We start from the raw sequence: 23,961 nt of genomic DNA on the forward strand, positions 1-23,961 counted from the left end.
AGACGGCAACGCTCGCGATCCCGGCGTCCCGGCACGCCCGGGCCACGCGGACAGCGATTTCGCCACGGTTGGCGATGAGCACCTTGCGCACGATGTCTCACTTCTGCTCAAAGTCGGAAGGGTTACGGCCGCTCCGGCCCCGGTCACCACGCGTACGCCTCGGGCGCCGGCTTGGCCCCGTTCGGGCCGGGCGGCGGGAACAGCTGGTCCAGCTTCGCCAGGATCGCGTCGTCGAGCCGGATCGTCAGCGCGCGCAGCGAGCCGTCGAGCTGCTCGGCCGTGCGCGGGCCGATGATCGGGCCCGTCACCCCTTCCTGGGCGAGCAGCCAGGCGAGTCCGACGTGCGCGGGGTCCTCACCGATCTCGGAGCACAGCTTCTCGTACGCCTCCACGGTGTCGTGGTGCTGGGCGAGCAGGCCCGCCGAGTGCCCGCTGGTGCCGCGCCCCGCGCCGCCGTCGCGCATCTTGCGCAGGACGCCGCCGAGCACACCGCCGTTCAACGGCCCCCAGGGGATCAGACCGAGGCCGTAGTGGCGGGCGGCGGGCAGCACTTCCAGCTCGACCCAGCGGGTCATCAGGTTGTACCTGGACTGCTCGCTGACGAGGCCCAGGAAGTGCCGGGACCTGGCGGCCTCCTGCGCCTGGGCGATGTGCCAGCCGGCGAAGTTGGACGAGCCGAAGTACAGCACCTTGCCCTGCTGGCGCAGGACGCTGAACGCCTCCCAGATCTCCTCCCACGGCGTGCTCCGGTCGACGTGGTGCATCTGGTACACGTCGAGGTAGTCGGTGCCGAGGCGCTTCAGCGACGCCTCGCAGGCGCGGCGGATGTTCAGCGCCGACAGGTACGACTCGTTGGGCCAACCACCCGTCGGGAGATAGACCTTGGTGGCGAGGACGGTCTTCTCGCGCCGCCCGGATCCGGCGGCGAACCAGCGGCCGATGATCGGCTCCGTGGGCTGCTCCCCCGGGCGTGTGCCGTACACGTTGGCCGTGTCGAAGAAGTTGATACCGCGCTCATGCGCACGGTCCATGATGGTGTGGCTGTCCGCTTCGGACGTCTGCGTCCCGAAGTTCATCGTGCCGAGAACGAGGCGGGACACGGAGAGTCCGCTGCGGCCGAGGTGGGTGTATTCCACGCGTGCCAGTCCTTACGGGTAGTGCGGGATGGGTCGGGGTTGGTGTGTGTCGTCGTGCGGGCCGGGCGGGCCGGCGGGGCACGGACGGCGGGTGACCGGCTCAGGCCGCGGCCGCCCACTGCGGGTACCACTCGTCCATGCGCGATACGTCCGCGTCCCAGCCGGTGCCTGCCGGGCGGTTCAGGTCGTCCCAGAGCGGCGCGCTGTCGAACCAGTGGTCGGTGGCCAGCATGTCCACCGCGCGGCTGACGGCCCCGTTGTCGCAGGGCAGGGCCCTGGCCTGCGCCGGGCCCATGAGGCAGCGCCCCCGTGTCAGTCGCAGGCCGTCGGCCACCCCGCGCAGCAGTGCGGCCGCGGCGACCGGTTCCGGGTGCGTCGCGTGGTAGACGGACGACGACAGCCGCTCGCGCGGGGCGAGTCCCACCGCCACGAGCAGTGCGGCCAGTTCGGCCACGGCGATGACGGAGAGCCGGGCGTCCCAGCCGACCGGGGTGCCGGGCAGCGCCCGCAGCAGCCGGCCGAGCCCCGGCACGACCCAGGTGTCACCGGGTCCGTACACCAGGTAGGGGCGCAGCACGATCCCGTCTGCGGCCAGGACGGAGTCCTCCGCCTCGGCCCGGGTCCGCGACGTGGGCGATATCGGGTTGCGCGGGAGGTGTTCGGGGCGGGCGCGGCGGAAGGTGCCGCGCCCGTAGACGGAGGCGGTGCTGAGGTACACGATGCGGGAGACTCCGGCGCGCCGGGCCTCGGCGCAGAGAGCCTCGGTTCCGCGGGCGTTGACGGCCTCGTTGGCCTCGGGCGTGCCGCCGATCTGCGAGGCGCAGTGCAGCACGACGTCGACGCCGTCGCACAGACCACGCAGCGAGTCGGGGTCCGCGAGGTCCACCCGGACGGTCCGGTACCGGCCCTCGCCGGGCGGCTGCGGCGGACGGCGGTGCGAGGTCAGGGTCAGCCGGCCGCCGCAGCGGGCCGCTTCGCGGGCGACGTGGGTTCCGACGAACCCGCCTGCTCCCGTGATCAGAATGTTCGGCATGTGGGGGGCTCCGGTCGTAGGAGGAGTCAGTGGCCGCGCGGCCGCAGGGTCACGGCGGCTTCGAAGACGGGTCCACGGCTCTGCAGTCCCCGCACCCGGACCTCGACGTCGCCGGCGGCGTCGACGCCCGTCGGCTCCGCCTCGACGACGCAGACCTCGTCGAGTTCCGCGTACCGCTCGAAGGAGCTGTCCAGGCCGACGATGAGGCCGTCGGTCATGCCGGTGACGGCGTGAGCCGCCTGCCGGACCGCCTCGAGGAGCACCATGCCGGGGACGTGGTCCACGGGGTGGTCGAAGAAGATCGGGTGGGTGCAGTCGACACGCAGCTCCCACTGGTTGCCCGTGCCGCCCGGGTGCTCGGACAGGACGACGTGCTGCGGGTCGGTGCGGCCCACCCGGGCCGGGTCGATCGGCGCGCCGGGCAGCCGGTCGCAACGGGTGGACCGCTCGCCTCTGAGGCGCTTGTAGACGTTCGGCCGTATGCAGTTCATGGCGCCCACGGCGTTGGCCAGGGCCACTCCGCCGATCTGGGCGGTCACTTCGTAGCGGATGCCGGCGAGGCTCTTGCCCCGCCGGACGATGTCGCGGCACACCACGTGCAGTTCGACTTCCGTCGGGACGGGCGTGGCGAGGAACAGCGGCGGCGTGGCGACGAAGTGCATCGCGCCCATGAGGAACTGGTTGCCGAACTCGACTCCGAACTCGGCGTGCGCGAGCAGCACTCCCGCCTGGCGGACGGATTCGACCAGGAGCATCGGGTCCTGGTAGCCGCCCGACTGGGCGAAGAGCGCGTGGCCGCGCGGCCACTGGCAGCTCACGACGAAGGCGTGGGGCTCGTCGGCCGCCCGCCAGCCGGTGAGCAGGACTTCGGAGACAGCGGCGCGGTGGACGTACTCGCGCGGGACGGTCGTGGTGAACGTGGGGAGAGCGGAGTCGAGCATCACGGTCATGGCTGGCGCTCCTGTCTGTTGATGGGCAGGAGGGAGCTGTCGTGCGGCAACAGCCCCCGATCCACACACCCAATAAAATACAGACAGGTCTGTTGGGTAAATCAAGTAAAAGTTCTCCCTTGCCGCCATGAAAGACCGGAAGGTGGGAATCCGCAAAGGCCCTGGCGCCCCTCGCGCACGCTGCGCAGCGGCCACGCCACGCGAGGAGACCGAAGAACAGACAGCTTTACCTGTTCTTAACCCTGCCGCACCGGCACCTCGACCCCCTTGTGAGGCCGGTACAAATGGCCACTTCTCGATAATCATCGCTGGTAGAACGGCATACGGCTAGCCAATGGCGCCCTTCCGTTGCATCATTGACAATCAGACAAGTCTGTTTGTTATCGTCCTGGAGCACCTGAACTTCGACACGAGCATCCATCGCCGGCCCACACCGGCACGCTCAAGGAGGACCAGTTGAATCAGCAGGTAGCTGACCTGTCCGCACCCCCTGCCCCGCGCCCCGCCGCACCCCGGCACGCGCACCCCGCCACACCCCGGCTGCACGTCCCGGTCACCCACCCCGCTCTGCGCATCCTGGTCGTCGAGAACGAGGAGCGCGCGGCGAAAGCGCTGGCCCAGGACCTGATTCGACGTGGATACCGGGCCGAGAGCGTGACCACAGGAAGCCAGGCCCTGCGGGTGCACCGCCAGGCCGACCTGATCCTGCTCGACCTCGACCTGACCGATCTCGACGGCCTGGAGGTGTGCCGCAGCATCCGCGCGATGAGCGACACCCCGATCATCGCCGTCACGGAACGCGGCAGCGAGCTCGACCGCGTCCTCGGGCTACAGGCCGGCTCGGACGACTACATGGTCAAGCCGTACGGATTCCACGAACTGCTCGCCCGCATGGAGGCGGTGATGCGCCGGGTCAGGCCGTCGCCGACGGTCCGCACGATCGAGCACGGCCCGCTGCGCATCGACGCCGACGTCCGCAAGATCACGCTGTACGACCGCCCGATCGACCTCACACGCAAGGAGTTCGACCTGCTGCACGCCCTCGCGATCCAGCCGGGCGCGGTGGTCTCCCGGCGGCAGTTGATGACCCAGGTCTGGGACGACGCCTGGTCGCACAAGGGCCGTACCATCGACACACACGTCAGCAGCGTGCGCAGCAAGCTCGGATCCAGCCATTGGATCGTGACGGTCCGCGGTGTCGGTTTCCGCCTGGGCGGCCCGTGACAGGCGGTCCGGTGCACTGGCGCCCCCGCCGTCGGCGCCAGTGCACCCGGCGATCCCGGACGAAGAAATTCCGGTTCGCCCCCCGCACGCCTCTGGCGAGTTCGCCGCGGCCAAGTACAATGCAGACTTGTCTGTTTTGACAGTGCGAGCGGTGAGGACCCGGGTATGGCGAAGCAGGAACGCGGAGCGCGGTCGCGGCAAGCGATCCTGGAGGCCGCCGCCGAAGTGTTCGACCTCCACGGGTACGACGCGGCGAGCACCAACGAGATCCTCGCGCGCAGCGGTCTCACCCGTGGCGCGCTGTACCACCACTTCCGCTCCAAGGAGTCGATCGCGACAGCGCTGTTCGAGGCGCACAGCGGAGCTCTCGCCGCCCCCGAGCGGCCGACCAGGCTCCAGTCGATCATCGATCTGTCCTACGCCTTCGCGGCCCAGCTCCGGTGCGATCCGGTGCTGCGGGCCAGCGTGCGTCTGGCGGTGGAGAAGACGTCGTTCCCCCGCCCGGCCAATACGCCCTACGAGCAGTCGATGGAGGCCATCCAGGGCCTCCTGGCACAGGCTCAGAACCACGGCGAGATCCTGCCGGGCATCGACCTGGACGACGCCACCACCGTGATCCTCGGCTCGTTCACCGGACTCCAGGTGATGTCCCACGTCTACACGGACCGCGAGGACCTGCCCGAGCGGCTCAGTGCGATGTGGCGGTTCCTGCTGCCCGGCATCGCCAGCCCCGGTCTGATCGGCCACCTGCGCGTCGGCCCGCCGCCCGCGTCCCTCCTCGCCACCGACCAGGCCCGCGCCGAGGCCGCGGTCCAGACCGGCGACCGGGCCTGACGGAGGGTCAGCCCGACGGCCGGCCCGACACTTCCGCGGCCCGCGCGGGACCCGTGACCGGCCCGCTCCCGGCCCCGCCCTCGGCGCCGTCCGGCCCCGCTTCGGCGAACAGCGGCAGCAGCACGTCCCAGATCCGCTTGGCGCTCCCCCGGCTCCACCAGTCCCTGTCGGCGTACCCCAGGGACTCCAGGCCCGCGATGACCACGACCGCGAGGTCCGCCAGCACCGACCGGTCGGCGGTCTCGGGCGCTCCCGCCAGGATCTCGGCCCGCACCCGCTCGAGCATCTCCTCACGCAGCCGCGGCGGCTCCTCGGTGCCGTCGGGCGCCAGCCGCAGCCCCGCACGCACCAGGTGATCGTCCGTCAGCGCCTCGCCGAGCGCGGCGCTGAAGTGCGCGGGCGCCTCCGCGTCCCGGCGGGCGAAACTCTCGCCGACCAGCGCGAGGACACGCCCCCTGGCCTGCTCGTGGACCTCTCCCACCAGCGTCGCGATGGAGCGGAAGTGGTGGTAGAGCGCACCACGGGTCACCCCCGCGGCATTGCAGATATTGACCAGCCCCGCGTCAGCGGGCCGGCCGGCCGCTATGAGTTCCGCGGTGGCCCGCACGATGACCTCACGGGAAGTTTGCGACCGTTTCTGCATCGCGTAGCCCCTTGCTTGGTACGACAACAGCTCTCAGCACGACAAGGAGGAGACGCCTGGACAGCGCCTTCTCCCCTCAAGAACCATACAACCGTGCCTGTTTTCTTGGGTAGCCGTCGAAGCCTCCGATTCGAACTCGCACGAAGCAGCCACAAATGCCGACGCATCCCAGCCAACCGGCGTACAGGTCTGTATGTTTTCTGGAGAGCTGCTGACGGCACGCCCGGGGTTCACGCCGACAGCCCGGCAGCGTCGACGGACGGCGCGCTCACCGTGCAGCCGCGCCCACCACCCCAAACACCAAACGGCCCCGCCCCGGGGAAAACCCCGGTCAGGGCCGTAAAGGCAGACGAGTCGGGCTGTACGCCGGGTTCTGTTCCGGGGGTTCCTCGCGGGGCCCCCGGCGACGGCCATCCATCTAGGGCCGGCGTTGCCACCGGCCTCGTGCGGTCTACCCGCGAACTCGGGCGGGCAGCCCTCGATCGTTCGCGCAGAAGCACCGAGGTGCTTCCTCTTGACCTTGCTCCAGGTGGGGTTTACCTAGCCGCCTGAGTCACCTCAGGCGCTGGTGGTCTCTTACACCACCGTTTCACCCTTACCCAGCGAGCTGGGCGGTCTGTTTTCTGTGGCACTGTCCCGCGGGTCACCCCGGGTGGCCGTTAGCCACCACCTTGCCCTGTGGAGCCCGGACGTTCCTCGGGAGGTTCCGGAGAACCCCACGCGGCCGCCCGCCCGGCTCGTCTGCCGTGTCGACCATGGTACCCGGGGTCGCGCGGCGCGGTGGACGGAGCCGGATCAGACGAAGTCGGCCGTCTCCAGGTCGAAGCCGAAGGGCTCGGGGAGCGTCAGGGCCTTGCCGAAGGGGAGCGTGCAGGACTGCCGGTAGTCGCCCTTCACGGGGTCGCTGTGCAGGGTCACGGAGGACTTGTCGCGGTCGATGAGGAGGTAGAGGGGGATGCCGCCCTGGGCGTAGCAGCGCCGCTTGGTCTCCCGGTCCCGCTGCGGCGTGGAGGAGGTCACCTCGACCGCCATGGCGACGCCCTCGCAGGGCATCCAGGGGCCGGCGCCGCGGAAGAGGCGGCGTTCGGTGGGCGCGAACGTGCCGTCGGGGATCAGGTGGTTTCACGGGCAGTCTCCGCCCGCGAGCAGCTTCAGCCCCTTGTTCCCGGAGAAGTCCATATCGGTCCGGGAACGCCTGATGACCTGCTTCAGGATCAGGTTGATGTAGTCCTCGTGGTCCCCGTCCGGCGGCGGCGTCACGACAATCTCCCCCTGGATCAGTTCCGCCCGGAAGCCTTCCGGGGTGTCGAGGGAGAGGAAGCCCTCCAGCAGGACCTCTGCCGGGGTGAGCGGCTCGTGCGCGAGAGCAGTCATGCCATCACGTCCCTTCTTCGGTCGCTCGCCGGACTGGGACATCGGTGATCAGCCGTCCCTCGGATCGGGGGTTGTTCCCTCGATCGTGGCGCAGGCGCGCGGCCTCGGTCAGGGTTCGGGGATGGGAAGGGGGGGTGGGGTGTCGGTGGCTTCGGGGCGCGGGGCACGTCGCGCTTGACCCTCACGTAGCGTCAACGTTTCTACTGAGGTCATGCGGATCGGAGAGCTGGCCGGCATCGTCGGCCTCACCACACGCGCCATCAGGCACTATCACCACCTCGGGCTGCTGCCGGAGCCCGAGCGGCTGGGGAACGGGTATCGGGAGTACGGGCTGCGGCACGCGGTCGAGCTGGCCCGGATCCGGCGGCTGACGGAGCTGGGGCTCGGGCTCGGTGAGGTGCGGGACGTGCTGGCCGACGACGCCGGGCGCGAGCTGGTCGAGGTGCTCGCCGAGCTGGACGCCGACCTGGCGCGGCAGGAGAGCGCGATTCGTGAGCGCCGGGCGCGGCTGCGTGCGCTGCTCACCGAGGCCGAGCGGGGGCGGCTGCCGGCGGAGGGGCCGCTCTCGCCCGAACTGGCCGCGCTGTTCAGCGAGTTGGGGGAGGTCGACCAGGAGTCGCCGATGGCCGTGAAGGACCGGGAGGTGCTCGCCCTGATCGACACCGCGGCCCCGCCCGAGGCCCGGGAGCGGCTGATGGCGGCGCTGGTGCCCGCGCTCACGGAGCCGGGCGCCCTCGACGCGGCCCGCGACGTGTACGCCCGGCTCGACGCCCTCGCCGACGCCGAGCCGGACGACCCCCGGGTCACCGAGGCCGCGCACGCCCTGCTGGCCTGCCTGCCCGACAGCCTTCCGGCGGGCGAGGAGGGCTGGCAGGACAGTCCGCTGCTCGACGCCTTTCTCGCCGACTTCTCCCCCGCCCAGGCGGCGGCGCTCCGCCTCGCCCTGCGCATCGCGGCCGACGGCGGTGCGCCATGAGCGGCGCGCTGCGGCTGCTCGCCGGGCACGAGCTGCGGATGCTCGGGAGTCTCGGCCGGTGGGTGGCGCGGCGCCGGCACGGCGTCCCGGCGGGGGCGAGCGCGTTCCCGTACGCCCGCGGGCAGGCGGCCATGATGTACGGCTTCGCGTTCGTCTGCCTTGTGGAGAGCGTCGGGATGGCCGTGCTGCTCCGCGACCATCCGGTGCTGCACCGGGTCGTGCTCGTCCTCGACGTCTACACCGTCGTCATGGTGCTCGGGCTGCACGCGGCGGCGGTGACCCGGCCGCACGTCCTGACCGGCGACGCGCTGCGCGTGCGGCGCGGCGCGCAGGTCGATCTGTGGATACCGGTGGAGCGGATCGCGGCGGTGCGCCGTGAGAACCGGTACACGCACACGCCGGTCGAGGGCGAGCTGAACCTGGACGTCGGCGCGCAGACCAGTGTCGTCGTCGAACTCGCCACCCCTGTACGGCACGTGACGCTGCTCGGGCGCGCCGTGGACGTCCGTGTCGTCCGGCTGCACGCGGAGGATCCCGAGCGGCTCGCACGGGCACTCAAAAGCCTCATGCGGGCGTGAACTGGACCTTCGCCCGTCCCGGATCCGCCTGCGTGAGCCGTACGCGAAGGCGCTCGCCCAGGGGCAGCGCGGCGGTGCCTCCCTCCACGCGGGCGACGACGGCGGGCTGGGTCAACTGGACGGTACCGACGGCCGGTTCGTGGTCCTTCACGTCCACGACGACCGCGTCGAACATGTCGCCGATCCGGTTCTCCAGGAGGGCCGCCTCGACGATGTCGACGCACTCGCGCTCCACGGTGTTCCCGCGCCGCGTGCCCTCCGCCATCTCCTTCGGGAGGTTGTCGAGGGCGGTCAACACCCATTCGGGGACGCCCTGTTGGTTGCACGCGGCCAGGCACAGCTCGGACGCGTAGCGGTCGACGAGGCGGCGCAGCGGGGCCGTGCAGTGGGTGTAGGGCGCGGCGACGGCGGCGTGCGTGGCGAGCTCGGGCACCTCGCCGCCGTGGAACGCGGTGTAGCCCGCGCCGCGCAGCAGCGTCGTGCACTCCTGGAGGAACGCCGCGTGGTGCGGATCCCGGGGGTCGAGGGAGCGCACGAGTTCCGCGTACGCCACGTGGTGCGGCCAGTCGATGTGCAGCGCCTTCGCGGTGCGCCGAAGCCGGCCGACCGCGCCGTCCGGGGCGGCGGGCAGGGTGCGCAGGATGCCGGTGCCCGCGGCGAGCATCAGGTCGGCGGCGGCCATGCCGGTGAGCAGGGAGATCTGGGCGTTCCAGGAGTCGGCGGGCAGCGGGGCGCGGTAGGCCAGCGCGTACGCGCCGTCGCTGACGACGATCTCCTGCTCGGGCACGTTCAGGGAGATGCCGCCGCGCTCGACCTCCCGCGCCTCGCGCAGGGTTCCGACGTCCTTGAGCAGGGCGAGGGGCTCCTCGGCGGTGCCGTCGTCGATGGCCCGCTGCACGCCTTCGTAGTCGAGCTTGGCGCGGCTGCGCACGAGGGCCCGTACGACGTCGGTGGTCTCGGTCCGCCCGTCCGCGTCGAGGTCGATCGTCCACAGGACGGCCGGGCAGGTCTGGCCGGGCAGCAGGCTGGCCGCGCCCTCGCTGAGCACGGGCGGGTGCAGCGGGACCTTCTCGTCCGGGAAGTAGAGGGTCGTCACGCGGCGGTGCGCCTCGGCGTCGAGGGCGCTGCCCGGGGTGACGAAGGCGGCGACGTCCGCGATCGCGTACCGCACGCGGTAGCCGCCGCCGGGCCGCCGGGACAGGTGCATGGCCTGGTCGAGGTCGGTGGAGGTGGGCGGGTCGATGGTGAAGAGGGGGATCGCCGTCTCGTCCCGGTCCGGCAGCCGGGGCCGCGCGGCGGCCGCCTCCGCCTCGGCGAGGACGTCGGCGGGGAACTCCTCGGGCACGTCCAGCGTCGTTCGCAGCTCGCGCAGCACGGCACCGAGCGGGGCCTGTGCTGCGCCGGTCACACGAAGGTGGCGGCGGGGCATGCGTCGAGCCTAGGACGCCGAGGCGGCCTCGGCACGCCGTACGCTGAACCGCGGAAAACCTGTGATCCCGTACGTGTCTGAGGAGCGCCCGTGCTTGTGCTGTTGCCGCCGTCGGAGGGTAAGGCCGCTTCCGGACGCGGGGCGCCGCTGAAGCCCGAGGGGCTGAGCCTGCCGGGGCTCGCCGCGGCGCGGGCCGCCGTCCTCGACGAGCTGGTCGAGCTGTGCGCCGCCGACGAGGAGAAGGCCCGTGACGTGCTCGGGCTGAGCGAGGGGCTGCGCGGCGAGGTCGCGAAGAACACCGAGCTGCGCACGGCGGGCGCACGTCCCGCCGGGGAGATCTACACCGGCGTGCTGTACGACGCCCTGGACCTGGCCTCGCTCGACACGGCCGCGAAGAAGCGGGCGGCGCGCTCGCTGCTGGTGTTCTCCGGGCTGTGGGGCGCGGTCCGCGTGACCGACAGGATCCCCACCTACCGCTGCTCGATGGGCGTGAAGCTGCCCGCGCTCGGCGCGCTCGGCGCGCACTGGCGGGCGCCGATGGCCGAGGTGATGCCGGAGGCGGCCGGGGACGGGCTCGTGCTCGATCTGCGGTCGGCCGCGTACGCGGCGGCCTGGAAGCCGAAGGGCGAGGTCGCCGGGCGCACGGCCGGTGTGCGGGTGCTGCACGCGCCGACCCGCAAGGTCGTCTCCCACTTCAACAAGGCGACCAAGGGCCGGATCGTACGGTCCCTGCTGACGTCGGGGGCGGCGCCGTCGGGGCCCGCCGAACTCGTCGAGGTCCTGCGCGATCTCGGGTACGAGGTGGAGGTCGAGGCGCCCGCGAAGGCCGGGCGGGCGTGGAGCCTGGACGTGCTGGTGGACGAGGTTCACTGACACCGAAAGCACTTGCGTTGCAGCATGCGCAACGCCCTTTGCGCATGCTGCGCGCGCCGGGGCAGGATGGCACCATGCCTCCGATGCCTGCCGCGCCCGCTGCCGCCTCCGTGCTCGATCTCGCCCCCGTCGTCCCCGTCGTCGTCGTGGAGGACGCCGCCGACGCGGTGCCGCTCGCTCGGGCGCTCGTCGCGGGCGGCCTGCCCGCGATCGAGGTGACCCTGCGCACGCCCGCCGCGCTCGACGCGATACGGGCCATCGCCGACGGGGTGCCGGACGCGGTCGTCGGCGCGGGCACGGTGATCTCCCCCGCGAACGTCGCCGACTCGGTGGCCGCCGGGGCCCGGTTCCTGGTCAGCCCCGGCTGGACGGACGCGCTGCTCGTCGCCATGAAGGGGTCGGGCGTGCCGTTCCTGCCCGGCGTCTCGACGACGTCGGAGGTCGTGGCGCTGCTTGAGCGGGGCGTGCGGGAGATGAAGTTCTTCCCTGCCGAAGCCGCCGGTGGCGCGGCCTACCTCAAGTCGCTTTCCGGGCCGCTGCCGCAGGCCCGCTTCTGCCCCACCGGCGGCATCTCCCCGGCGAACGCGCTCTCGTACCTGACGCTCGAGAACGTCGGCTGCGTGGGCGGGAGTTGGATGCTTCCCGGCGACGCGGTCGCCGCGAAGGACTGGGGCCGCATCGAGGCGCTGGCCCGCGAGGCGAGCCTTATCGCAGGTGAGCGGTCTCGTTGAGGAAGCGGACGCTGGCGTTGCCGTCGGCGTAGTACGCGATCTCGGTCAGGGACGCCGCCGCGAGCTCCATGCGGAACAGCGCCTCGGGCGGCGCGCCGAGCGCGAGCCGGACGAGTGTCTTGACCGGCGTGACATGGCTGACCAGGAGGACGGTGCGGCCCCGGTACGCGGCGGTGAGCCGGTCGCGGGTGGCGGCGACGCGCTCGGCGACCGCCTCGAAGCTCTCGCCACCGCCGGTCGGCGCGGCCTGCGGTGAGGCGAGCCAGGCGTTCATGTCGTCCGGGAAGCGTTCGCGTACGTCCTTGAAGGTGAGCCCTTCCCACGCCCCGAAGTCCGTCTCGCGCAGCCCGTCGTCGACGCTCACGTCGAGGCCGAGGCGGGCGGCGACGGTGTCCGCGGTCTGGCGGCAGCGCTTCAGGGGCGACGAGACGATCGCCTCGACCGTGCCGCGCCCGGCGAGGGCGGCGGCCGTGCGCTCGGCCTGCCGACGGCCCGTCTCCGACAGCTCCGGGTCGCTGCCGCCGCTGCCGGAGAAGCGTTTCTCCGGGGTCAGCGCGGTCTCGCCGTGCCGGAGCAGCACGAAGGCGGCCGGGGCGCCCAGATCGGGCGCCGCGACCGCCTTCGCAGGGGTACTCACTACAGGCCCGACTCCGAGGTGCGGACCAGGATGCGGCGGCAGTTCTCGCAGCGGACGACGGCGTCGGGGGCCGCGGCGCGGACCTCGTTCAGCTCCGTGATGTTGAGCTCCAGACGGCAGCCCTCGCAGCGGCGCTGGAACAGCTTGGCCGCGCCGACGCCGCCCTCCTTGTCGCGGAGCTTGTCGTACAGCTTGAGGAGATCGCCGGGGATGGCACCCGCGATGACCTCGCGCTCCTTCGTGATGGAGGCGGCCTCCGCGTCCAGCTCGGCGGACGCCTGGTCCCGGCGGGACGTCGCGTCGTCGATCTTCGCCTGGACCGAGGAGAGGCGCTCGGACAGCTCGCCGGCGCGCTCCTGCGCGGACTCGCGGCGCTCCATGACCTCCAGGACGACGTCCTCCAGGTCGCCCTGGCGCTTGGCCAGCGAGGCGATCTCCTTCTGGAGGTTCTCCAGGTCCTTCGGCGACGTCACGGCGCCGGAGTCGAGGCGCTGCTGGTCGCGGGCGGCGCGCTGGCGGACCTGGTCGACGTCCTGCTCGGCCTTGGTCTGCTCACGGGCGCAGTCGCTCTCCTCCGTCGTCGCGGCGACGTGCAGGTCGCGCAGCTGCGTGAGGTCCTTGGTGAGCTGCTCGATCTCGGCGTGCTCGGGCAGCGACTTCTTCTTGTGCGCGAGCTGCTGGAGGCGTACGTCCAGGGCCTGGACGTCGAGAAGACGGATCTGGTCGGCGGGCGCGGCGTTCAGTTGGGGGCTCCAAGGGTTGAGAGAGGTGCTGCTGAGGACGCCGCGTGGGCGGTCCAGGGGTCGGTGACCGTGCGCGAGACGTGGACGCGGAGTCCCCATCCGTGCCGGTCGGAGATCTCGTCGAGCTGGGCGGCGGCCAGCTCGCACCAGGGCCACTCGGTGGCCCAGTGCGCCGCGTCGAGCAGCGCCAGAGAGGTGTGTTCGCGGGCCTCGCTCACCGGGTGGTGGCGCAGGTCCGCGGTGAGGAAGGCGTCGACGCCGCTCGCGCGTACGTCGTCGAAGAGGCTGTCGCCGGAGCCGCCGGAGACGGCGATCGTACGGATCGTCGCGTCCGGGTCGCCGGCGACGCGGATGCCCTGCGCGGTGGCGGGCAGCCGGTCGGCGGCGCGGCCGGCCAGTTCGCGCAGGGTCAGGGGGTGTTCCAGCTCACAGACGCGGCCGAGGCCGCGGCGGCCCGAGGGGTCCGTCGGGTCCGGCACGAGGGGGCGTACGACGCGGACGTCGAGGGCGCCGGCGAGGGCGTCGCTCACGCCGGGGTCGGCCTTGTCGGCGTTCGTGTGCGCGACGTGCAGCGCGATGTCGTTCTTGATGAGGGTGTGGACGACCTTGCCCTTGAAGGTGTCCGCCGCCACCGTCGTCGTACCGCGCAGGTAGAGCGGGTGGTGGGTGACGACGAGGTCGGCGCCGAGGTCGGCGGCCTCGTCGACGATCTCCTGGACCGGGTCGACCGCGAACAGGACCCGGGTCACCTCGGCGTCGGGGTCGCCCGCGACCGTGCCGACCGCGTCCCATCCCTCGGCGAGGGCCGGGGGCCAGAGGGCGTCGAGCGCGGCGGTGACTTCAGACAGACGGGGCACGCAGACAGGTTACCCGCGCTGCGCGCCCCAGCCCTAAGCGTGGCTGCTTGACGTCGTCACTTGCCGTGGTTACTTGACGAGATCGGCCCGCAGGTCCTTGAGGACCTCGCCTGCGGCGGTGACGCCGAGGCCGAGGTACCAGGTCTCGTCGGGGACGTCCTTGGCCTGTCCGTTCTTGACGGCGCCCAGCTTCTTCCAGAGCGGGTTGTCCTCGGCGCTGGCGCGCTGGGTCTTCTTCGCGTCGCCGTAGACGCCGGTGAAGATCCAGTCGGCGTCGGCGGAGTCGATCTTCTCCGGGCTGATCTCGGTCGCCAGGTCGTCGATCTGCTGGTTCTTCGGGCGCGGGATGCCGGCGTCGTCGAGGATCGTGCCGATGAAGGAGGCCTTCGCGTAGAGGCGGATGCGGTCCGGCATGTAGCGGAGCATCGTCACGGTCGGGGCCTTGCCCCCGTTGGACTTCTTCACATCGGCGCCGAGCTGCTTCACGTTCTTCTCGTACGTGGCGAGGTTCGCCTCGGCCTTGGCCTTCTCGTCGAGGGCGGAGGCGTTGAGGAGGTAGTTCTCCTTCCACGTGAAGCCCGGGCGGATGGAGAAGACGGTCGGCGCGATCTTCGAGAGCTGCGGGTAGAGCTTGGCGGCGCGCAGCTCGCTGCCGAGGATCAGGTCGGGGTGGAGGTTCGCGATGGCCTCCATGTTGAGGGCGTTGATCGTGCCCACGTTCTTGGGGCTGCCCGCGTCCTTCTTCAGGTACGAGGGGATGCCCTCGTCGCCCTCGGTGGGCGCGTAGCCGACGGGCTTGATGCCGAGGGAGACGACGTTGTCGAGCTCGCCGACGTCGAGGACGACGACGCGCTGCGGCTTCTTCTTCAGCTCCGTCTTGCCCATCGCGTGCGTGACGGTGCGCGGGAACGTGCCGGCGGCGGCCTTCGTGCCCATCGCCGCGGTCTGCTCGGCGGCCTTGGAGAAGTCGTCGCCGCCCTGGGCCACCTTCTTGGAGCCCGCGCCGTTGTCGCTCTTGGCCGAGGTGTCGTCGCCGGAGCCGGATCCGCAGGCGGTGAGGGCGAGGGCGGCGACAGCGGTGACGGCTGTGGCCGCGATCCGGGTGCGGTGGCGTATCGACATCGGCTGATCTCCAGGTGTGGCGGGGCACCGCGGACCACAGGGCACCCACAGGTTTTGGTTAGGCAAACCTAACATCCGGCGTTCCGGGGTCGGCGAGGGGTGCGTGAGGCGTTCATGAGCACACCAGGCACAGCACTCTCAGCCGATTACGGACATCGCCACCCTTTGGTGTGAAGCGGGAGGCCGTGAGTGCCACGGAGGTTCGTGCGAAAACTAGTTTCGGCTGCGGACAAGCGGAGGTGAGAGATCCCCATGACGGCCTTGGCCATCGAGACCGCGACCGGGGCGCGGCCGGAGGTGCCGCCCGCCCGCTGTGTGATCACGGCGGATGCCTCGTACGCGGCGCGTCTCGCGCACGACGGACGCGACGGTACGGACCCGGGGGCGTGGTTCCCCGAGCGCTGGACCCTGGACGGGCCCGAGCCGTACGCGGTGCCGCTGCCCGGGAACCAGCCCGAGGAGCCCGGCACCGAGGTGCTGCCGCTGACCGACGGCCGGGTCCTGATCCGGCGCGAGGCGGCGGGCAGGCACCTGTTCTCGCTGCTCTATCCGACCGGGCCCGGCACGGGCGAGGTGCCGCTCGGGGCCGTGGAGTGCGCCGGTGCGGAGCTGACGCTGCTGCCGCCGGCGCCGGACGGGCGCTGCGCGTACGCCCTGGCCGTCGGCGAGACGTCGACGAACGTGTGGCTGGTGGCGGGCGGCTCGTTCGGCCCCGAGCACGTGGCCGAGGTGCCGGGGCGGTGCGGCGGCGGGGTGTGGCTGGACCGTGCGGGGCGGCTGCTCGCGCTCGACCGGGAGCCGGTGGAGGGCGGCCCGGTGAAGTCGGTCGCCGTTGATCTGGACCGGGGCGGCGAGGTGTCCGCGCTGCTCCAGATCACGGAGGACAGTCAGGACCGGCTGCTCCTCGCCGACCTCGACACGGGCCTGATCCTGGTCAGCTCGGACGCGGCGTCGCCGGGTGAACTCCGGCTCGGCTGGGGCGTGTTGGGCAGTACGCTGCCGATCCGCTTCCCGGAGTCGCTGCGTATCGCGGACTGCACGACGACACCGTTCGCGATCCAGCCCGGGCAGACGCTGATGCCGGAGAGCTGCGCGGTGGCGGTGCGGGTGGACGGGCCGGAGGGTGGGGTGCCGTGGCTCGGCGTGTGGCGCCCGGTCGAGAACCGTATGCATCAACTCGCGGCGCCGGTGGGGTGGTTGGCGGGTTCCGGCTTCTGGTCGAGGGACGGGATCCTTTCCCTCCCCTACGTCACCGAGGAGGTTCGGTGCGGGCTCGCGCGGGTACCCGCGCCGGAGGCACCGGCGCCCCGGCCGGCCGCTCCGGTCGTCCCCGAGACACCGGCCGCGCCCCGTCCGGTGCCGTTGGGGCAGGCGCCTCTCGGAGGGCGCAAGCAGGGCGGTTAGACTCGCCCGGCTGTAAGTGAAGGATCTTGTTAAAGGGTTTACGGGGTGAGTATTCCGATGGCGGAATCCAACGGAACGAACGTGACGACGGACAGCCGGGAGCGCCGCGAGGCCTCCGCTTCGGGCCGGCACCGGGGGGCGGTCGCCACGGCGCCCGCCCACGGCGAGCAGCCCGAACCGCGGGGGCGGCACCGCGGGCCGCGCGCCCAGGAGGCGTAGGTCTTCGCGTACGTAGGAACGAGGGAAGGGCCCGGCTCCGGCCGGGCCCTTCTTTTCGTTGCGCGGTGCGTCAGTCGTGCTTGAGGCCGAGCACCTCCGCCGCCGCGAACGTCTCGTTCGGGGGGCGGTCCTTGTAGTGCGGGGTGAGCAGCGCGTCGAGTTCGTCGTACGTGAAGACGTCCTTCGCGGAGTCGAACTTCGCCTGGACCTTGGGGCGTTCGACGACGGCGACCATGCCGCCGTGCACGACGAGGAGCTGCCCGTTGACGTTCGCCGCGGCGGGCGAGGCGAGGTAGCCGACGAGCGGTGCGACGTGTTCGGGCGCGAGCGGGTCGAGGCGGCCCTCGTCCGGGACACCGAATCCGGCGAAGACGTCCTCGGTCATCCGGGTGCGGGCGCGCGGGCAGATGACGTTGGCGGTGACGCCGTACTTGGCGAGGGCGAGGGCGGTGGACGTGGTGAGTCCGACGATTCCGCCTTTCGCCGCCGCGTAGTTGGGCTGTCCGGCGCTGCCCGCGAGGAACGCCTCGCTGGAGGTGTTGACGATGCGGCCGTAGACGGGGCCGCCGGTCTCCTTGGACCTCTCGCGCCAGTGGCGGGCCGCGAAGTGGCTGGTGTTGTAGTGGCCCTTGAGGTGGACGCGGATGACGGTGTCCCACTCGTCCTCCGTCATCGAGAAGATCATGCGGTCGCGGAGGATGCCGGCGTTGTTGACCAGGATGTCCAGCTGTCCGTACGTGTCGATCGCCAACTGGACGAGTTCCGCGGCCTGTTGGTGGTCGGCGACGTCGCCGGTGTGCTGGGTGGCCGCGCCGCCTGCCGCGCGGATTTCCTGGGCGACCTGTTCCGCGGGGCCCGCGTCGGCGTTGCCCGTGCCGTCCCGGCCGGGTTGGCCATAGTCGTTGACGACCACGTTCGCGCCCAGCCGGGCGAGTTCCAGGGCTTCGGCGCGGCCGAGTCCCCGGCCCGCCCCGGTCACGATCGCTGTGCGCCCTTTGAGAGGCGTTGCCATATGGATTCGGATCCCTTCCCAATTCAAGCCCCTGCGGCGATCGAGCAGCGGGGTCCGGGGCAGAGCCCCGGGGCCCCCGCCTCATTGCCGGGTGCGGCGCCGTCGTGGCTGGTCGCGCAGTTCCCCGCGCCCCTTACGGGGCACATCTCCGCGGCCGGCCAAGAAGGCGCCGCTAGATCTCGATGCACGTACGAAGGGCGGAGCCCGTCCTCATCTGGTCCAGCGCCTCGTTGATCTCCGCCAGCGGCACCCGGTGCGTGATCAGTGACTCCAGGTCGATCCGCCCCGCCCGCCACAGCGCGATCGCCCGCTCGTACGAGGTGAGGACGTCACCGCCCCCGTACATCGACGGCAGGATCTTCTTCTCGTCGAAGAACAGCTCGAACATGTTGAGCTGGAGGTTGTCGTCCATGGCGCCCGCGCCGACGACGACGAGCGTGCCGCCCCGCCGCGTCGTCTCGTACGCCGTGCGCGCCGTCGCCGACTTCCCGACGACCTCGAAGACGTAGTCGAAGCCCTCCCCCGCCGTGATCCGCTGCTTGGCGTCGGCGAGTTCGTCGGGCGAGACCGCCTCGGTCGCGCCGAACTTCAGGGCCGCCTCGCGCCGCGACGTCACCGGGTCGACCGCGACGATCTGCGCCGCGCCCTTGAGGCGGGCGCCCTGGATCGCCGAGATGCCGACGCCGCCGCAGCCGATGACCGCGACCGATGAACCGGCCGCCACATCAGCGGTGTTGATGGCCGCGCCGAGCCCCGTCGTGACGCCGCAGCCGATGAGCGCCGCGATGTCGAACGGCACGTCGTCGGGGATCGGTACGGCGCAGCCCGCGTCGACGACGACCTCCTCGGTGAAGGTCCCGGTCCCGGCGAAGCCGAAGACGTCGCCGCCGGGGCGCTTGAAGTTGGGGGTGCCGGCGTTCATGAACCCGGCGAGGCACAGCTGGGTCTGGCCGCGCTTGCAGGCGGGACAGGCGCCGCACGCCGGGAGCCAGCACACCAGCACGCGCTGACCGACCGTCAGGCCGCTGACCCCGTCGCCGACTTCGGTGATCTCGCCCGCGCCCTCGTGGCCGGGGATGAAGGGCGCCGGCTGCGGCAGGACCCCGTTCATCGCGGAGACGTCGGAGTGGCACAGGCCGGTCGCGCGGACCCGGATGCGGACCTTGCCGGGGCCGAAGCCGACCGCCTCGACGTCGTCGAGCACCTCGAGTTTGTCCTGGCCTATCTCGTGCAGTACGGCTGCTCGCATGGCGTGCGGCTCCTTCGCGTGTACGGACCTGGGAAATCAGCTGTGCTCGACGACGGTGTCCGCGAGGACCGGCGCCTCGTCGCGCTCCACGGCGCAGACCGTCACCTGCACCCGCCCCGGCTCGCGCCACATCCGCACGCGCAGCGTCTCGCCGGGGAACACGATGCCCGCGAACCGTGTGCGGTAGCGGGTGATGCGGGAGACGTCGCCGTCGAGGAGCGTGTCGACGACGGCCTTCAGCGTCATCCCGTACGAGCACAGGCCGTGCAGGATCGGGCGGTCGAAGCCTGCGAGCTTGGCGAACTCGGGGTCGGCGTGCAGCGGGTTCCAGTCGCCGGACAGGCGGTAGAGCAGGGCCTGGTCCTCCCGGATCGGGCGGTCGAGCGTGCGGTCGGGCTCGCGGGAGGGGACGTCGAGGCGCTCGGACGGCCCGCGTTCACCGCCGAATCCGCCCTCTCCGCGTACGAAGATCTGCGCGTCGGCGGTCCACAACGGGCCGTCCGTGTCGGCGACTTCGGTGCGCAGCACGAGGACGGCGGCCTTGGTCTTGTCGTAGACGGCGGCGACCCGCGAGGTGGTGGTCGCGCTGCCTTTGACCGGGATCGGGCGGTGCAGCTCGATGGTCTGGCCGCCGTGCAGGACATGCGCCAGGTTCACTTCGACGCCGGGTGCGGACAGGCCGCCGACGACGCCCATGCCTGCGCCCGCGACGGTCGCGAAGCTGGGCAGGACGTGGAGTTTCGACTCCAGGGTGTAGCGCAGCTCGTCGGGGTCGGTGGCGGGGAGCCCCGCGCCGAGGCCCAGGTGGTAGAGCTGGATGTCCTTGTGGTCCCAGGCGATCTCGGCGGACCTGGGCTCGGCGGCCACGGCCTTCGCTGCGTCGATGGGCATAGAGGTGAACGCTCCTAGGTTCGTCAAGACCTCGGTGCGGCCGTCCGCACCGTCGGTCGCACCGAGGTCGTCGCGGGCCGGGTAGAACCTGTTCCAATTCACCCGGCGACCCCATGTATAGCCAAGAGCGGATGGGTTGGGAAGAGTCGCGGCGCGGTTTCCTGACGCTCAGTCAGAAACCCTGTGCGGGACGGCGGCTGTGACATTTGTACTGCCGAGGTGCGGACATGCGCATCTGCCGCGGCCCCCGCCCCGCTCCGTAGCGTCGTACCCATGACGACGAGGACACCGGACACCGGACACGACACCGACACCGCACCCCCGACCGTGCGCTTCACCGGGGCCGTCAGGGCCTTCGGGGACGTCCGCGCGGTCGACGGGCTCGACCTGGAGATCGCCGCGGGCGAGACGGTCGCGCTGCTCGGCCGCAACGGCGCGGGCAAGTCCACCGCCATCTCGCTGCTGCTCGGCCTGGACGAGCCGGACGCGGGCCGCGTCGAGCTGTTCGGCGGGCAGCCGCAGACCGCGGTGCGCGCCGGGCGGGTCGGCGCGATGCTCCAGGAGGGCCGCGCGGTCCCCCGGGTCACCGTCGCCGAACTGGTCGGCTTCGTCGCCGGACGCTACCCGGCGCCCATGGACGTGAAGGAGGCGCTGCGGCTCGCGGGGATCGAGAAGCTCGCGGGCCGCCGCGTCGACAAACTCTCCGGCGGTCAGACGCAGCGGGTGCGGTTCGCGGTGGCGCTGGCCGGCAACCCCGAGCTGATCGTCCTCGACGAGCCGACCGCCGCGCTCGACGTGGAGGCGCGGCACGCGTTCTGGACGTCGATGCGGGCGTACGCACGGCGCGGCCACACGGTGCTGTTCTCCACGCACTACCTGGAGGAGGCCGACACCAACGCCGACCGGATCGTGGTGATCGACCACGGCCGGGTCGTCGCCGACGGCAGCGGCGCCGAGCTGCGGCGGGCGGGCGGCGGCAGCTCCGTCTCCTTCGACCTCGCCGGGCGCGGCACCGAGGGGCTCGCCGCGCTGCCGGGCGTGCTGTCCGTGGAGGTGCGCGGCGACCGGGCACGGCTGCGCAGCGACGACCCGGACGCGACGGTGATGGCGCTGGCCGCGCTGGACGCCGTACGGAATCTGGAGGTCAGGGCGGCCTCCCTCGACGACGCCTTCATGGCACTGACCGCGACCCCTGAAGACCTGAACCTCCTGGAGCGTGTGTGATGTGGGACTACCTGCGGCTCGAAGTGAAGCGCACGCTGCGCGACGGACGGTTCGTGCTCGGCACGGTGGCGATGCCGGTGATGATGTATCTCCTGTTCACCAACATCGGTTCGACAGAAGGGAGTTGGCAGACGGCTTCGATGGTCGGCATGGCCGCGTACGGGGCGCTCGGTGCGGCCCTGAACACGGCGGGCGGGGTCGCCGAGGACCGGGCGATCGGCTGGCTGCGGCAACTGCGGATCACGCCGATGACCCCGCGCCAGGGCGTCATCGGGCGGGCCCTGACGGGCGCGGTGACGGTGCTGCCCGCGATCCTCGCGGTGATGCTGGCGGGCGCGCTCGTCAACGGCGTACGGATGGACGCCTGGAAGTGGCCGGTGATCGCGGTGCTGCTGTGGCTCGGCTCGCTGCCCTTCACGATGCTGGGCCTCGGCAACGGCTACCGGCTGACCTCGCAGGCGCTCGGCGGCATGAACATGCTCTGCTACCTGGGGCTCGCGGTCCTCGGCGGGCTGTGGTTCCCGGTGGCGCTGTTCCCCGAGTGGCTGCGGCACGTCTCCGCGTTCACGCCGACCAACCGTTTCGCGCAGCTGGGCACGGCGGTCGCCGACGGGCACGCGCCGTCGCTCGCGGCGGTCGCCGTCCTCACCTGCTGGCTGCTGGCCTTCGGTTCGTACGCTGTGGTCTCGTACCGCAGGGCGGCACGGACCATCTGACGGACGGGGGAACCGGGACATGACGAGGATGCAGAGGGCTGTGCAGGGGTGGCGGTCCTGGCAGCTGGCGCGGGACGAGTGGAAGGCCGATCACGCGCGGATGAAGGCGTACCGCCGCGAGCACGGCAGGCCGGCCGAGGAGCTTGGCCCGCCGCCCACCGGCTTCGCGCTCCTTCCGTGGCTCCTGATGGGCCTGGGCGCCGCCTCGAACCTCGTCCAGGGCAAGACCCCGCACCCGTGGGTCGGCGGAGCGGGACTGCTCGTCTTCAACTCCCTTTACGTGTATGTGGTGTTCAGGGCGTTCCACCGGCAGACACGGCAGGCGACGTCGACACGCGGGGCGGTCGGCGCGATGACCCTGCTGACGTGCGCGCTCGCCGGCACGTACGGCGGGGCCTGGCTGGCGCTCTTCCCGCTGCTCGGGCTCGCGGTCGGGGCCGTCGCCCGCGGCCGGTACCTCGGGAAGATCGGGCTCGGCCTCACGGTGCTCGCGGGGGCCGTGGCCGGGCTGCGCGAGGGCTGGGACGCGGTGGGCGTCGCGTACGGCACGTTCCTGTCCACGATGGTGACCGCGGCGATCCTGTCCCTGTCCGAGACCGTACGTGAACTGCGCGACGCCCGCGAGGAGTTGGCGCGCCAGGCCGTGGAGAAGGAGCGCCTGCGCTTCTCCCGCGACCTGCACGATCTGCTCGGGCACACGCTGTCGGTGATCGTGGTGAAGTCGGAGGCGGCACGGCGGCTCGCGCCGCGCAGCATCGAGGCCGCCCTGGAGCAGGTCTCCGACATCGAGGCGGTCGGCAGGCAGGCCCTCACCGAGATCCGTGAGGCGGTCACCGGCTACCGCGAGGGCAGCCTCGCCACGGAGCTGGACCGGGCGCGTTCGGCCCTGACGGCCGCCGCCGTCGAGCCGGTCGTACGGCTGTCGGGGCCGCCGCTGTCGGCGCAGACGGAAGCGCTGCTCGGCTGGGTGGTGCGGGAGGCGGTCACCAACGTGGTGCGGCACAGCGAGGCCACGTCGTGCACCATCTCCGTCGAGGGGGCGGCGGAGCGGGTGCGGCTGCGGATCTCGGACGACGGGGTCGGCGCGGGCGCGGCGCCCGCCGCACCGGGCATCGGGGGCACCGGCCTGAAGGGCCTCGCCGAGCGGCTCGCCACGGCAGGGGGCTCGCTGGTGGCGGAGCCCGGGGCGCGCGGCGGGTTCACGGTACGGGCCGAACTGCCCGTCGCACAGGGAGAGGCGCCCGCGCTCCCCGTACCCTCTGCCCTGTGACAGAGATGCCGCAGGACCACCGTCCGGCCAAGAGTGTGCGGGTGCTGCTCGCCGAGGACCAGGGCATGATGCGGGGCGCGCTCGCGCTGCTGCTCGGCCTGGAGGCGGACCTGGAGGTCGTCGCGCAGGTCGCCTCCGGGGACGAGATCGTCGGCCGGGCGCTCGAGTGCCGCCCCGACGTGGCGCTCCTCGACATCGAACTGCCCGGCATGACCGGCCTCGACGCGGCGGCCCAGTTGCGGGACGAGGTCCCGGACTGCCGCGTCCTGATCCTCACGACGTTCGGGCGGCCCGGGTATCTGCGCCGGGCGATGGAGGCCGGGGCCGCAGGGTTCCTGGTGAAGGACGGGCCCGTCGAGGACCTGGCCGAGTCGATCCGCAAGGTGCTGCGCGGCGAGACGGTCGTCGACCCGGCGCTCGCCGCGGCCGCGCTCTCCGCCGGGCCGAGTCCGTTGACCGCGCGGGAGGCTGACGTACTCCGCGCGTCCGCCGACGGGGCGACCGTCTCCGACATGGCGGCGCGGCTCCACCTCTCCGAGTCGACGGTCCGCAATTACCTGTCGGCTGCGATCGGCAAGACCTCCACCCGCAACAGAGCGGAGGCCCTCCGGGAAGCCCGTCAGCAGGGCTGGCTCTGATAGACCCGGCTGGAGGGCAGCCGGGACTTTTTGAGGCGCGGGGAACTGCGCGACCAGCCCCCGCGGCACGGCACCCGGCAACGAAGCGGAGGCCCCGGGGCTCTGCCCCGGCCCCCGCTGCTCAATCGCCGCAGGGGCTTGATGTGCCCAGCCCCGTAAGGGGCGCGGAGAACTGCGCGACCAGCCACAACGATCCAG

At 71.9% G+C, this 23,961-nt stretch carries 24 protein-coding genes, 1 other RNA gene and 2 pseudogenes; 12 read left to right on the plus strand and 15 right to left on the minus strand.

Features of this window, described 5'->3' with window-relative positions; all coding sequences use genetic code 11:
• The 4 genes from AB0L37_RS18910 to AB0L37_RS18925 all read right to left on the minus strand — a co-directional run.
• On the minus strand, window positions 1-91 hold a 91-nt coding region (locus AB0L37_RS18910), incomplete at its 3' end, for a biotin carboxylase N-terminal domain-containing protein (protein WP_308427085.1).
• 52 nt (window positions 92-143) lie between these two features.
• Window positions 144-1,136 (minus strand): aldo/keto reductase, encoded by a 993-nt coding sequence (locus tag AB0L37_RS18915; protein ID WP_365506240.1) that lies wholly within the window; start codon window positions 1,134-1,136, stop codon window positions 144-146.
• 100 nt (window positions 1,137-1,236) lie between these two features.
• On the minus strand, window positions 1,237-2,169 hold the full coding sequence (locus AB0L37_RS18920) for an NAD-dependent epimerase/dehydratase family protein (RefSeq protein ID WP_365506243.1): 933 nt from the start codon (window positions 2,167-2,169) through the stop codon (window positions 1,237-1,239).
• Between the two features lie 26 nt (window positions 2,170-2,195).
• Window positions 2,196-3,119 (minus strand): ScbA/BarX family gamma-butyrolactone biosynthesis protein, encoded by a 924-nt coding sequence (locus AB0L37_RS18925; RefSeq protein ID WP_365506245.1) that lies wholly within the window; start codon window positions 3,117-3,119, stop codon window positions 2,196-2,198.
• A gap of 456 nt (window positions 3,120-3,575) precedes the next feature.
• On the opposite strand from AB0L37_RS18925, the gene AB0L37_RS18930 reads away from it, so the two are divergent.
• Both AB0L37_RS18930 and AB0L37_RS18935 read left to right on the plus strand, forming a co-directional pair.
• Entirely contained in the window at window positions 3,576-4,343 is a 768-nt protein-coding gene (locus AB0L37_RS18930) for a response regulator transcription factor (RefSeq protein ID WP_365506248.1), read from the plus strand.
• Between the two features lie 165 nt (window positions 4,344-4,508).
• Window positions 4,509-5,177 carry a ScbR family autoregulator-binding transcription factor gene (locus AB0L37_RS18935; protein ID WP_365506251.1) on the plus strand — a complete coding sequence of 223 codons (669 nt, stop codon included), beginning with the start codon at window positions 4,509-4,511 and terminating at the stop codon, window positions 5,175-5,177.
• 7 nt (window positions 5,178-5,184) lie between these two features.
• On the opposite strand, the gene AB0L37_RS18940 is transcribed toward AB0L37_RS18935, so the two are convergent.
• From AB0L37_RS18940 to AB0L37_RS18950, 3 genes and pseudogenes are all read right to left on the minus strand, one after another.
• Complete coding sequence (locus tag AB0L37_RS18940) at window positions 5,185-5,820, minus strand: TetR/AcrR family transcriptional regulator (RefSeq protein ID WP_365506254.1); 636 nt, start codon at window positions 5,818-5,820, stop codon at window positions 5,185-5,187.
• Between the two features lie 346 nt (window positions 5,821-6,166).
• Window positions 6,167-6,560, minus strand: an RNA gene (gene rnpB / locus AB0L37_RS18945) — RNase P RNA component class A.
• 55 nt (window positions 6,561-6,615) lie between these two features.
• Window positions 6,616-7,194: pseudogene (locus AB0L37_RS18950) on the minus strand (Uma2 family endonuclease).
• A gap of 211 nt (window positions 7,195-7,405) precedes the next feature.
• Between AB0L37_RS18950 and AB0L37_RS18955 the strand changes: the two are divergent.
• Window positions 7,406-8,170, plus strand: a complete 765-nt coding sequence (locus AB0L37_RS18955) for a MerR family transcriptional regulator (protein ID WP_365506257.1) — start codon at window positions 7,406-7,408, stop codon at window positions 8,168-8,170.
• A complete protein-coding gene (locus AB0L37_RS18960) occupies window positions 8,167-8,748 on the plus strand; it encodes a hypothetical protein (RefSeq protein ID WP_365506260.1) in 582 nt (193 codons plus the stop codon). The genes AB0L37_RS18955 and AB0L37_RS18960 overlap by 4 nt, the downstream gene beginning before the upstream one ends.
• Here the strand turns inward: AB0L37_RS18960 and AB0L37_RS18965 are convergent.
• Window positions 8,735-10,177 carry an RNB domain-containing ribonuclease gene (locus AB0L37_RS18965; RefSeq protein WP_365506262.1) on the minus strand — a complete coding sequence of 481 codons (1,443 nt, stop codon included), beginning with the start codon at window positions 10,175-10,177 and terminating at the stop codon, window positions 8,735-8,737. The genes AB0L37_RS18960 and AB0L37_RS18965 overlap by 14 nt on opposite strands.
• 90 nt (window positions 10,178-10,267) lie before the next feature.
• Between AB0L37_RS18965 and yaaA the strand changes: the two genes are divergently transcribed.
• The gene (gene yaaA, locus AB0L37_RS18970; protein WP_365506264.1) at window positions 10,268-11,050 is read left to right on the plus strand and encodes a peroxide stress protein YaaA; all 783 of its coding nucleotides are present in this window, start codon (window positions 10,268-10,270) and stop codon (window positions 11,048-11,050) included.
• An 83-nt stretch (window positions 11,051-11,133) separates the two neighbouring features.
• Window positions 11,134-11,781, plus strand: a complete 648-nt coding sequence (gene eda / locus AB0L37_RS18975) for a bifunctional 4-hydroxy-2-oxoglutarate aldolase/2-dehydro-3-deoxy-phosphogluconate aldolase (RefSeq protein WP_365506799.1) — start codon at window positions 11,134-11,136, stop codon at window positions 11,779-11,781.
• On the opposite strand, the pseudogene AB0L37_RS18980 reads toward eda, so the two are convergent.
• From AB0L37_RS18980 to AB0L37_RS18995, 4 genes and pseudogenes are all read right to left on the minus strand, one after another.
• Window positions 11,756-12,394 (minus strand): annotated as a pseudogene (locus AB0L37_RS18980) (histidine phosphatase family protein); the annotation flags it as partial. The gene eda and the pseudogene AB0L37_RS18980 sit on opposite strands and share 26 nt — an antisense overlap.
• Window positions 12,395-12,417: 23 nt before the next feature.
• Window positions 12,418-13,161, minus strand: a complete 744-nt coding sequence (locus tag AB0L37_RS18985; RefSeq protein WP_365506802.1) for a C4-type zinc ribbon domain-containing protein — start codon at window positions 13,159-13,161, stop codon at window positions 12,418-12,420.
• Window positions 13,158-14,018 (minus strand): Nif3-like dinuclear metal center hexameric protein, encoded by an 861-nt coding sequence (locus AB0L37_RS18990; protein ID WP_365506266.1) that lies wholly within the window; start codon window positions 14,016-14,018, stop codon window positions 13,158-13,160. The genes AB0L37_RS18985 and AB0L37_RS18990 overlap by 4 nt, the downstream gene beginning before the upstream one ends.
• Window positions 14,019-14,087: 69 nt before the next feature.
• Complete coding sequence (locus AB0L37_RS18995) at window positions 14,088-15,140, minus strand: iron-siderophore ABC transporter substrate-binding protein (RefSeq protein ID WP_365506269.1); 1,053 nt, start codon at window positions 15,138-15,140, stop codon at window positions 14,088-14,090.
• 252 nt (window positions 15,141-15,392) lie between these two features.
• Between AB0L37_RS18995 and AB0L37_RS19000 the strand changes: the two genes are divergently transcribed.
• Both AB0L37_RS19000 and AB0L37_RS19005 read left to right on the plus strand, forming a co-directional pair.
• Window positions 15,393-16,544, plus strand: a complete 1,152-nt coding sequence (locus tag AB0L37_RS19000; RefSeq protein WP_365506272.1) for a hypothetical protein — start codon at window positions 15,393-15,395, stop codon at window positions 16,542-16,544.
• 57 nt (window positions 16,545-16,601) lie between these two features.
• Window positions 16,602-16,763 carry a hypothetical protein gene (locus tag AB0L37_RS19005; protein ID WP_365506274.1) on the plus strand — a complete coding sequence of 54 codons (162 nt, stop codon included), beginning with the start codon at window positions 16,602-16,604 and terminating at the stop codon, window positions 16,761-16,763.
• 70 nt (window positions 16,764-16,833) lie between these two features.
• On the opposite strand, the gene AB0L37_RS19010 is transcribed toward AB0L37_RS19005, so the two are convergent.
• The 3 genes from AB0L37_RS19010 to AB0L37_RS19020 form a co-directional block, all read right to left on the minus strand.
• Entirely contained in the window at window positions 16,834-17,775 is a 942-nt protein-coding gene (locus tag AB0L37_RS19010) for a 3-oxoacyl-ACP reductase (protein WP_365506277.1), read from the minus strand.
• Window positions 17,776-17,947: 172 nt separating this feature from the next.
• Window positions 17,948-19,024: a Zn-dependent alcohol dehydrogenase gene (locus AB0L37_RS19015; protein WP_365506280.1), complete on the minus strand. Its 1,077-nt coding sequence runs from the start codon at window positions 19,022-19,024 to the stop codon at window positions 17,948-17,950.
• Window positions 19,025-19,060: 36 nt separating this feature from the next.
• The gene (locus AB0L37_RS19020; RefSeq protein ID WP_365506283.1) at window positions 19,061-19,915 is read right to left on the minus strand and encodes a MaoC/PaaZ C-terminal domain-containing protein; all 855 of its coding nucleotides are present in this window, start codon (window positions 19,913-19,915) and stop codon (window positions 19,061-19,063) included.
• 273 nt (window positions 19,916-20,188) lie between these two features.
• On the opposite strand from AB0L37_RS19020, the gene AB0L37_RS19025 reads away from it, so the two are divergent.
• The 4 genes from AB0L37_RS19025 to AB0L37_RS19040 are packed head-to-tail and all read left to right on the plus strand — an operon-like array spanning window position 20,189 to window position 23,763.
• Window positions 20,189-21,139 carry an ABC transporter ATP-binding protein gene (locus tag AB0L37_RS19025; RefSeq protein ID WP_365506285.1) on the plus strand — a complete coding sequence of 317 codons (951 nt, stop codon included), beginning with the start codon at window positions 20,189-20,191 and terminating at the stop codon, window positions 21,137-21,139.
• Window positions 21,139-21,855, plus strand: coding sequence for an ABC transporter permease (locus AB0L37_RS19030; RefSeq protein WP_365506288.1), 717 nt, complete (start codon window positions 21,139-21,141; stop codon window positions 21,853-21,855). The genes AB0L37_RS19025 and AB0L37_RS19030 overlap by 1 nt, the downstream gene beginning before the upstream one ends.
• 19 nt (window positions 21,856-21,874) lie before the next feature.
• Window positions 21,875-23,125: a sensor histidine kinase gene (locus AB0L37_RS19035; protein WP_365506291.1), complete on the plus strand. Its 1,251-nt coding sequence runs from the start codon at window positions 21,875-21,877 to the stop codon at window positions 23,123-23,125.
• 5 nt (window positions 23,126-23,130) lie between these two features.
• Window positions 23,131-23,763, plus strand: coding sequence for a response regulator transcription factor (locus AB0L37_RS19040; RefSeq protein ID WP_365506805.1), 633 nt, complete (start codon window positions 23,131-23,133; stop codon window positions 23,761-23,763).
• Window positions 23,764-23,961 lie beyond the last annotated feature (198 nt).

The sequence above is a fragment of the Streptomyces sp. NPDC052225 genome (assembly GCF_040679615.1).
In the GTDB taxonomy this organism is placed as follows: Bacteria; Actinomycetota; Actinomycetes; order Streptomycetales; family Streptomycetaceae; genus Streptomyces.

Excerpts from the sequence above, each read along its gene's own strand:
- AB0L37_RS18960 (WP_365506260.1), top strand. The coding sequence starts at position 8,167 with ATGAGCGGCGCGCTGCGGCTGCTCGCCGGGCACGAGCTGCGGATGCTC.
- AB0L37_RS18995 (WP_365506269.1), bottom strand. The coding sequence starts at position 15,140 with ATGTCGATACGCCACCGCACCCGGATCGCGGCCACAGCCGTCACCGCT.
- AB0L37_RS18940 (WP_365506254.1), bottom strand. The coding sequence starts at position 5,820 with ATGCAGAAACGGTCGCAAACTTCCCGTGAGGTCATCGTGCGGGCCACC.
- AB0L37_RS19005 (WP_365506274.1), top strand. The coding sequence starts at position 16,602 with ATGGCGGAATCCAACGGAACGAACGTGACGACGGACAGCCGGGAGCGC.
- AB0L37_RS18965 (WP_365506262.1), bottom strand. The coding sequence starts at position 10,177 with ATGCCCCGCCGCCACCTTCGTGTGACCGGCGCAGCACAGGCCCCGCTC.
- AB0L37_RS18955 (WP_365506257.1), top strand. The coding sequence starts at position 7,406 with ATGCGGATCGGAGAGCTGGCCGGCATCGTCGGCCTCACCACACGCGCC.
- AB0L37_RS19015 (WP_365506280.1), bottom strand. The coding sequence starts at position 19,024 with ATGCGAGCAGCCGTACTGCACGAGATAGGCCAGGACAAACTCGAGGTG.
- AB0L37_RS18935 (WP_365506251.1), top strand. The coding sequence starts at position 4,509 with ATGGCGAAGCAGGAACGCGGAGCGCGGTCGCGGCAAGCGATCCTGGAG.
- AB0L37_RS19020 (WP_365506283.1), bottom strand. The coding sequence starts at position 19,915 with ATGCCCATCGACGCAGCGAAGGCCGTGGCCGCCGAGCCCAGGTCCGCC.
- AB0L37_RS19010 (WP_365506277.1), bottom strand. The coding sequence starts at position 17,775 with ATGGCAACGCCTCTCAAAGGGCGCACAGCGATCGTGACCGGGGCGGGC.
- eda (WP_365506799.1), top strand. The coding sequence starts at position 11,134 with ATGCCTGCCGCGCCCGCTGCCGCCTCCGTGCTCGATCTCGCCCCCGTC.
- AB0L37_RS19040 (WP_365506805.1), top strand. The coding sequence starts at position 23,131 with ATGCCGCAGGACCACCGTCCGGCCAAGAGTGTGCGGGTGCTGCTCGCC.
- AB0L37_RS19030 (WP_365506288.1), top strand. The coding sequence starts at position 21,139 with ATGTGGGACTACCTGCGGCTCGAAGTGAAGCGCACGCTGCGCGACGGA.
- AB0L37_RS19035 (WP_365506291.1), top strand. The coding sequence starts at position 21,875 with ATGACGAGGATGCAGAGGGCTGTGCAGGGGTGGCGGTCCTGGCAGCTG.
- AB0L37_RS18925 (WP_365506245.1), bottom strand. The coding sequence starts at position 3,119 with ATGACCGTGATGCTCGACTCCGCTCTCCCCACGTTCACCACGACCGTC.
- AB0L37_RS18920 (WP_365506243.1), bottom strand. The coding sequence starts at position 2,169 with ATGCCGAACATTCTGATCACGGGAGCAGGCGGGTTCGTCGGAACCCAC.
- AB0L37_RS19025 (WP_365506285.1), top strand. The coding sequence starts at position 20,189 with ATGACGACGAGGACACCGGACACCGGACACGACACCGACACCGCACCC.
- AB0L37_RS19000 (WP_365506272.1), top strand. The coding sequence starts at position 15,393 with ATGACGGCCTTGGCCATCGAGACCGCGACCGGGGCGCGGCCGGAGGTG.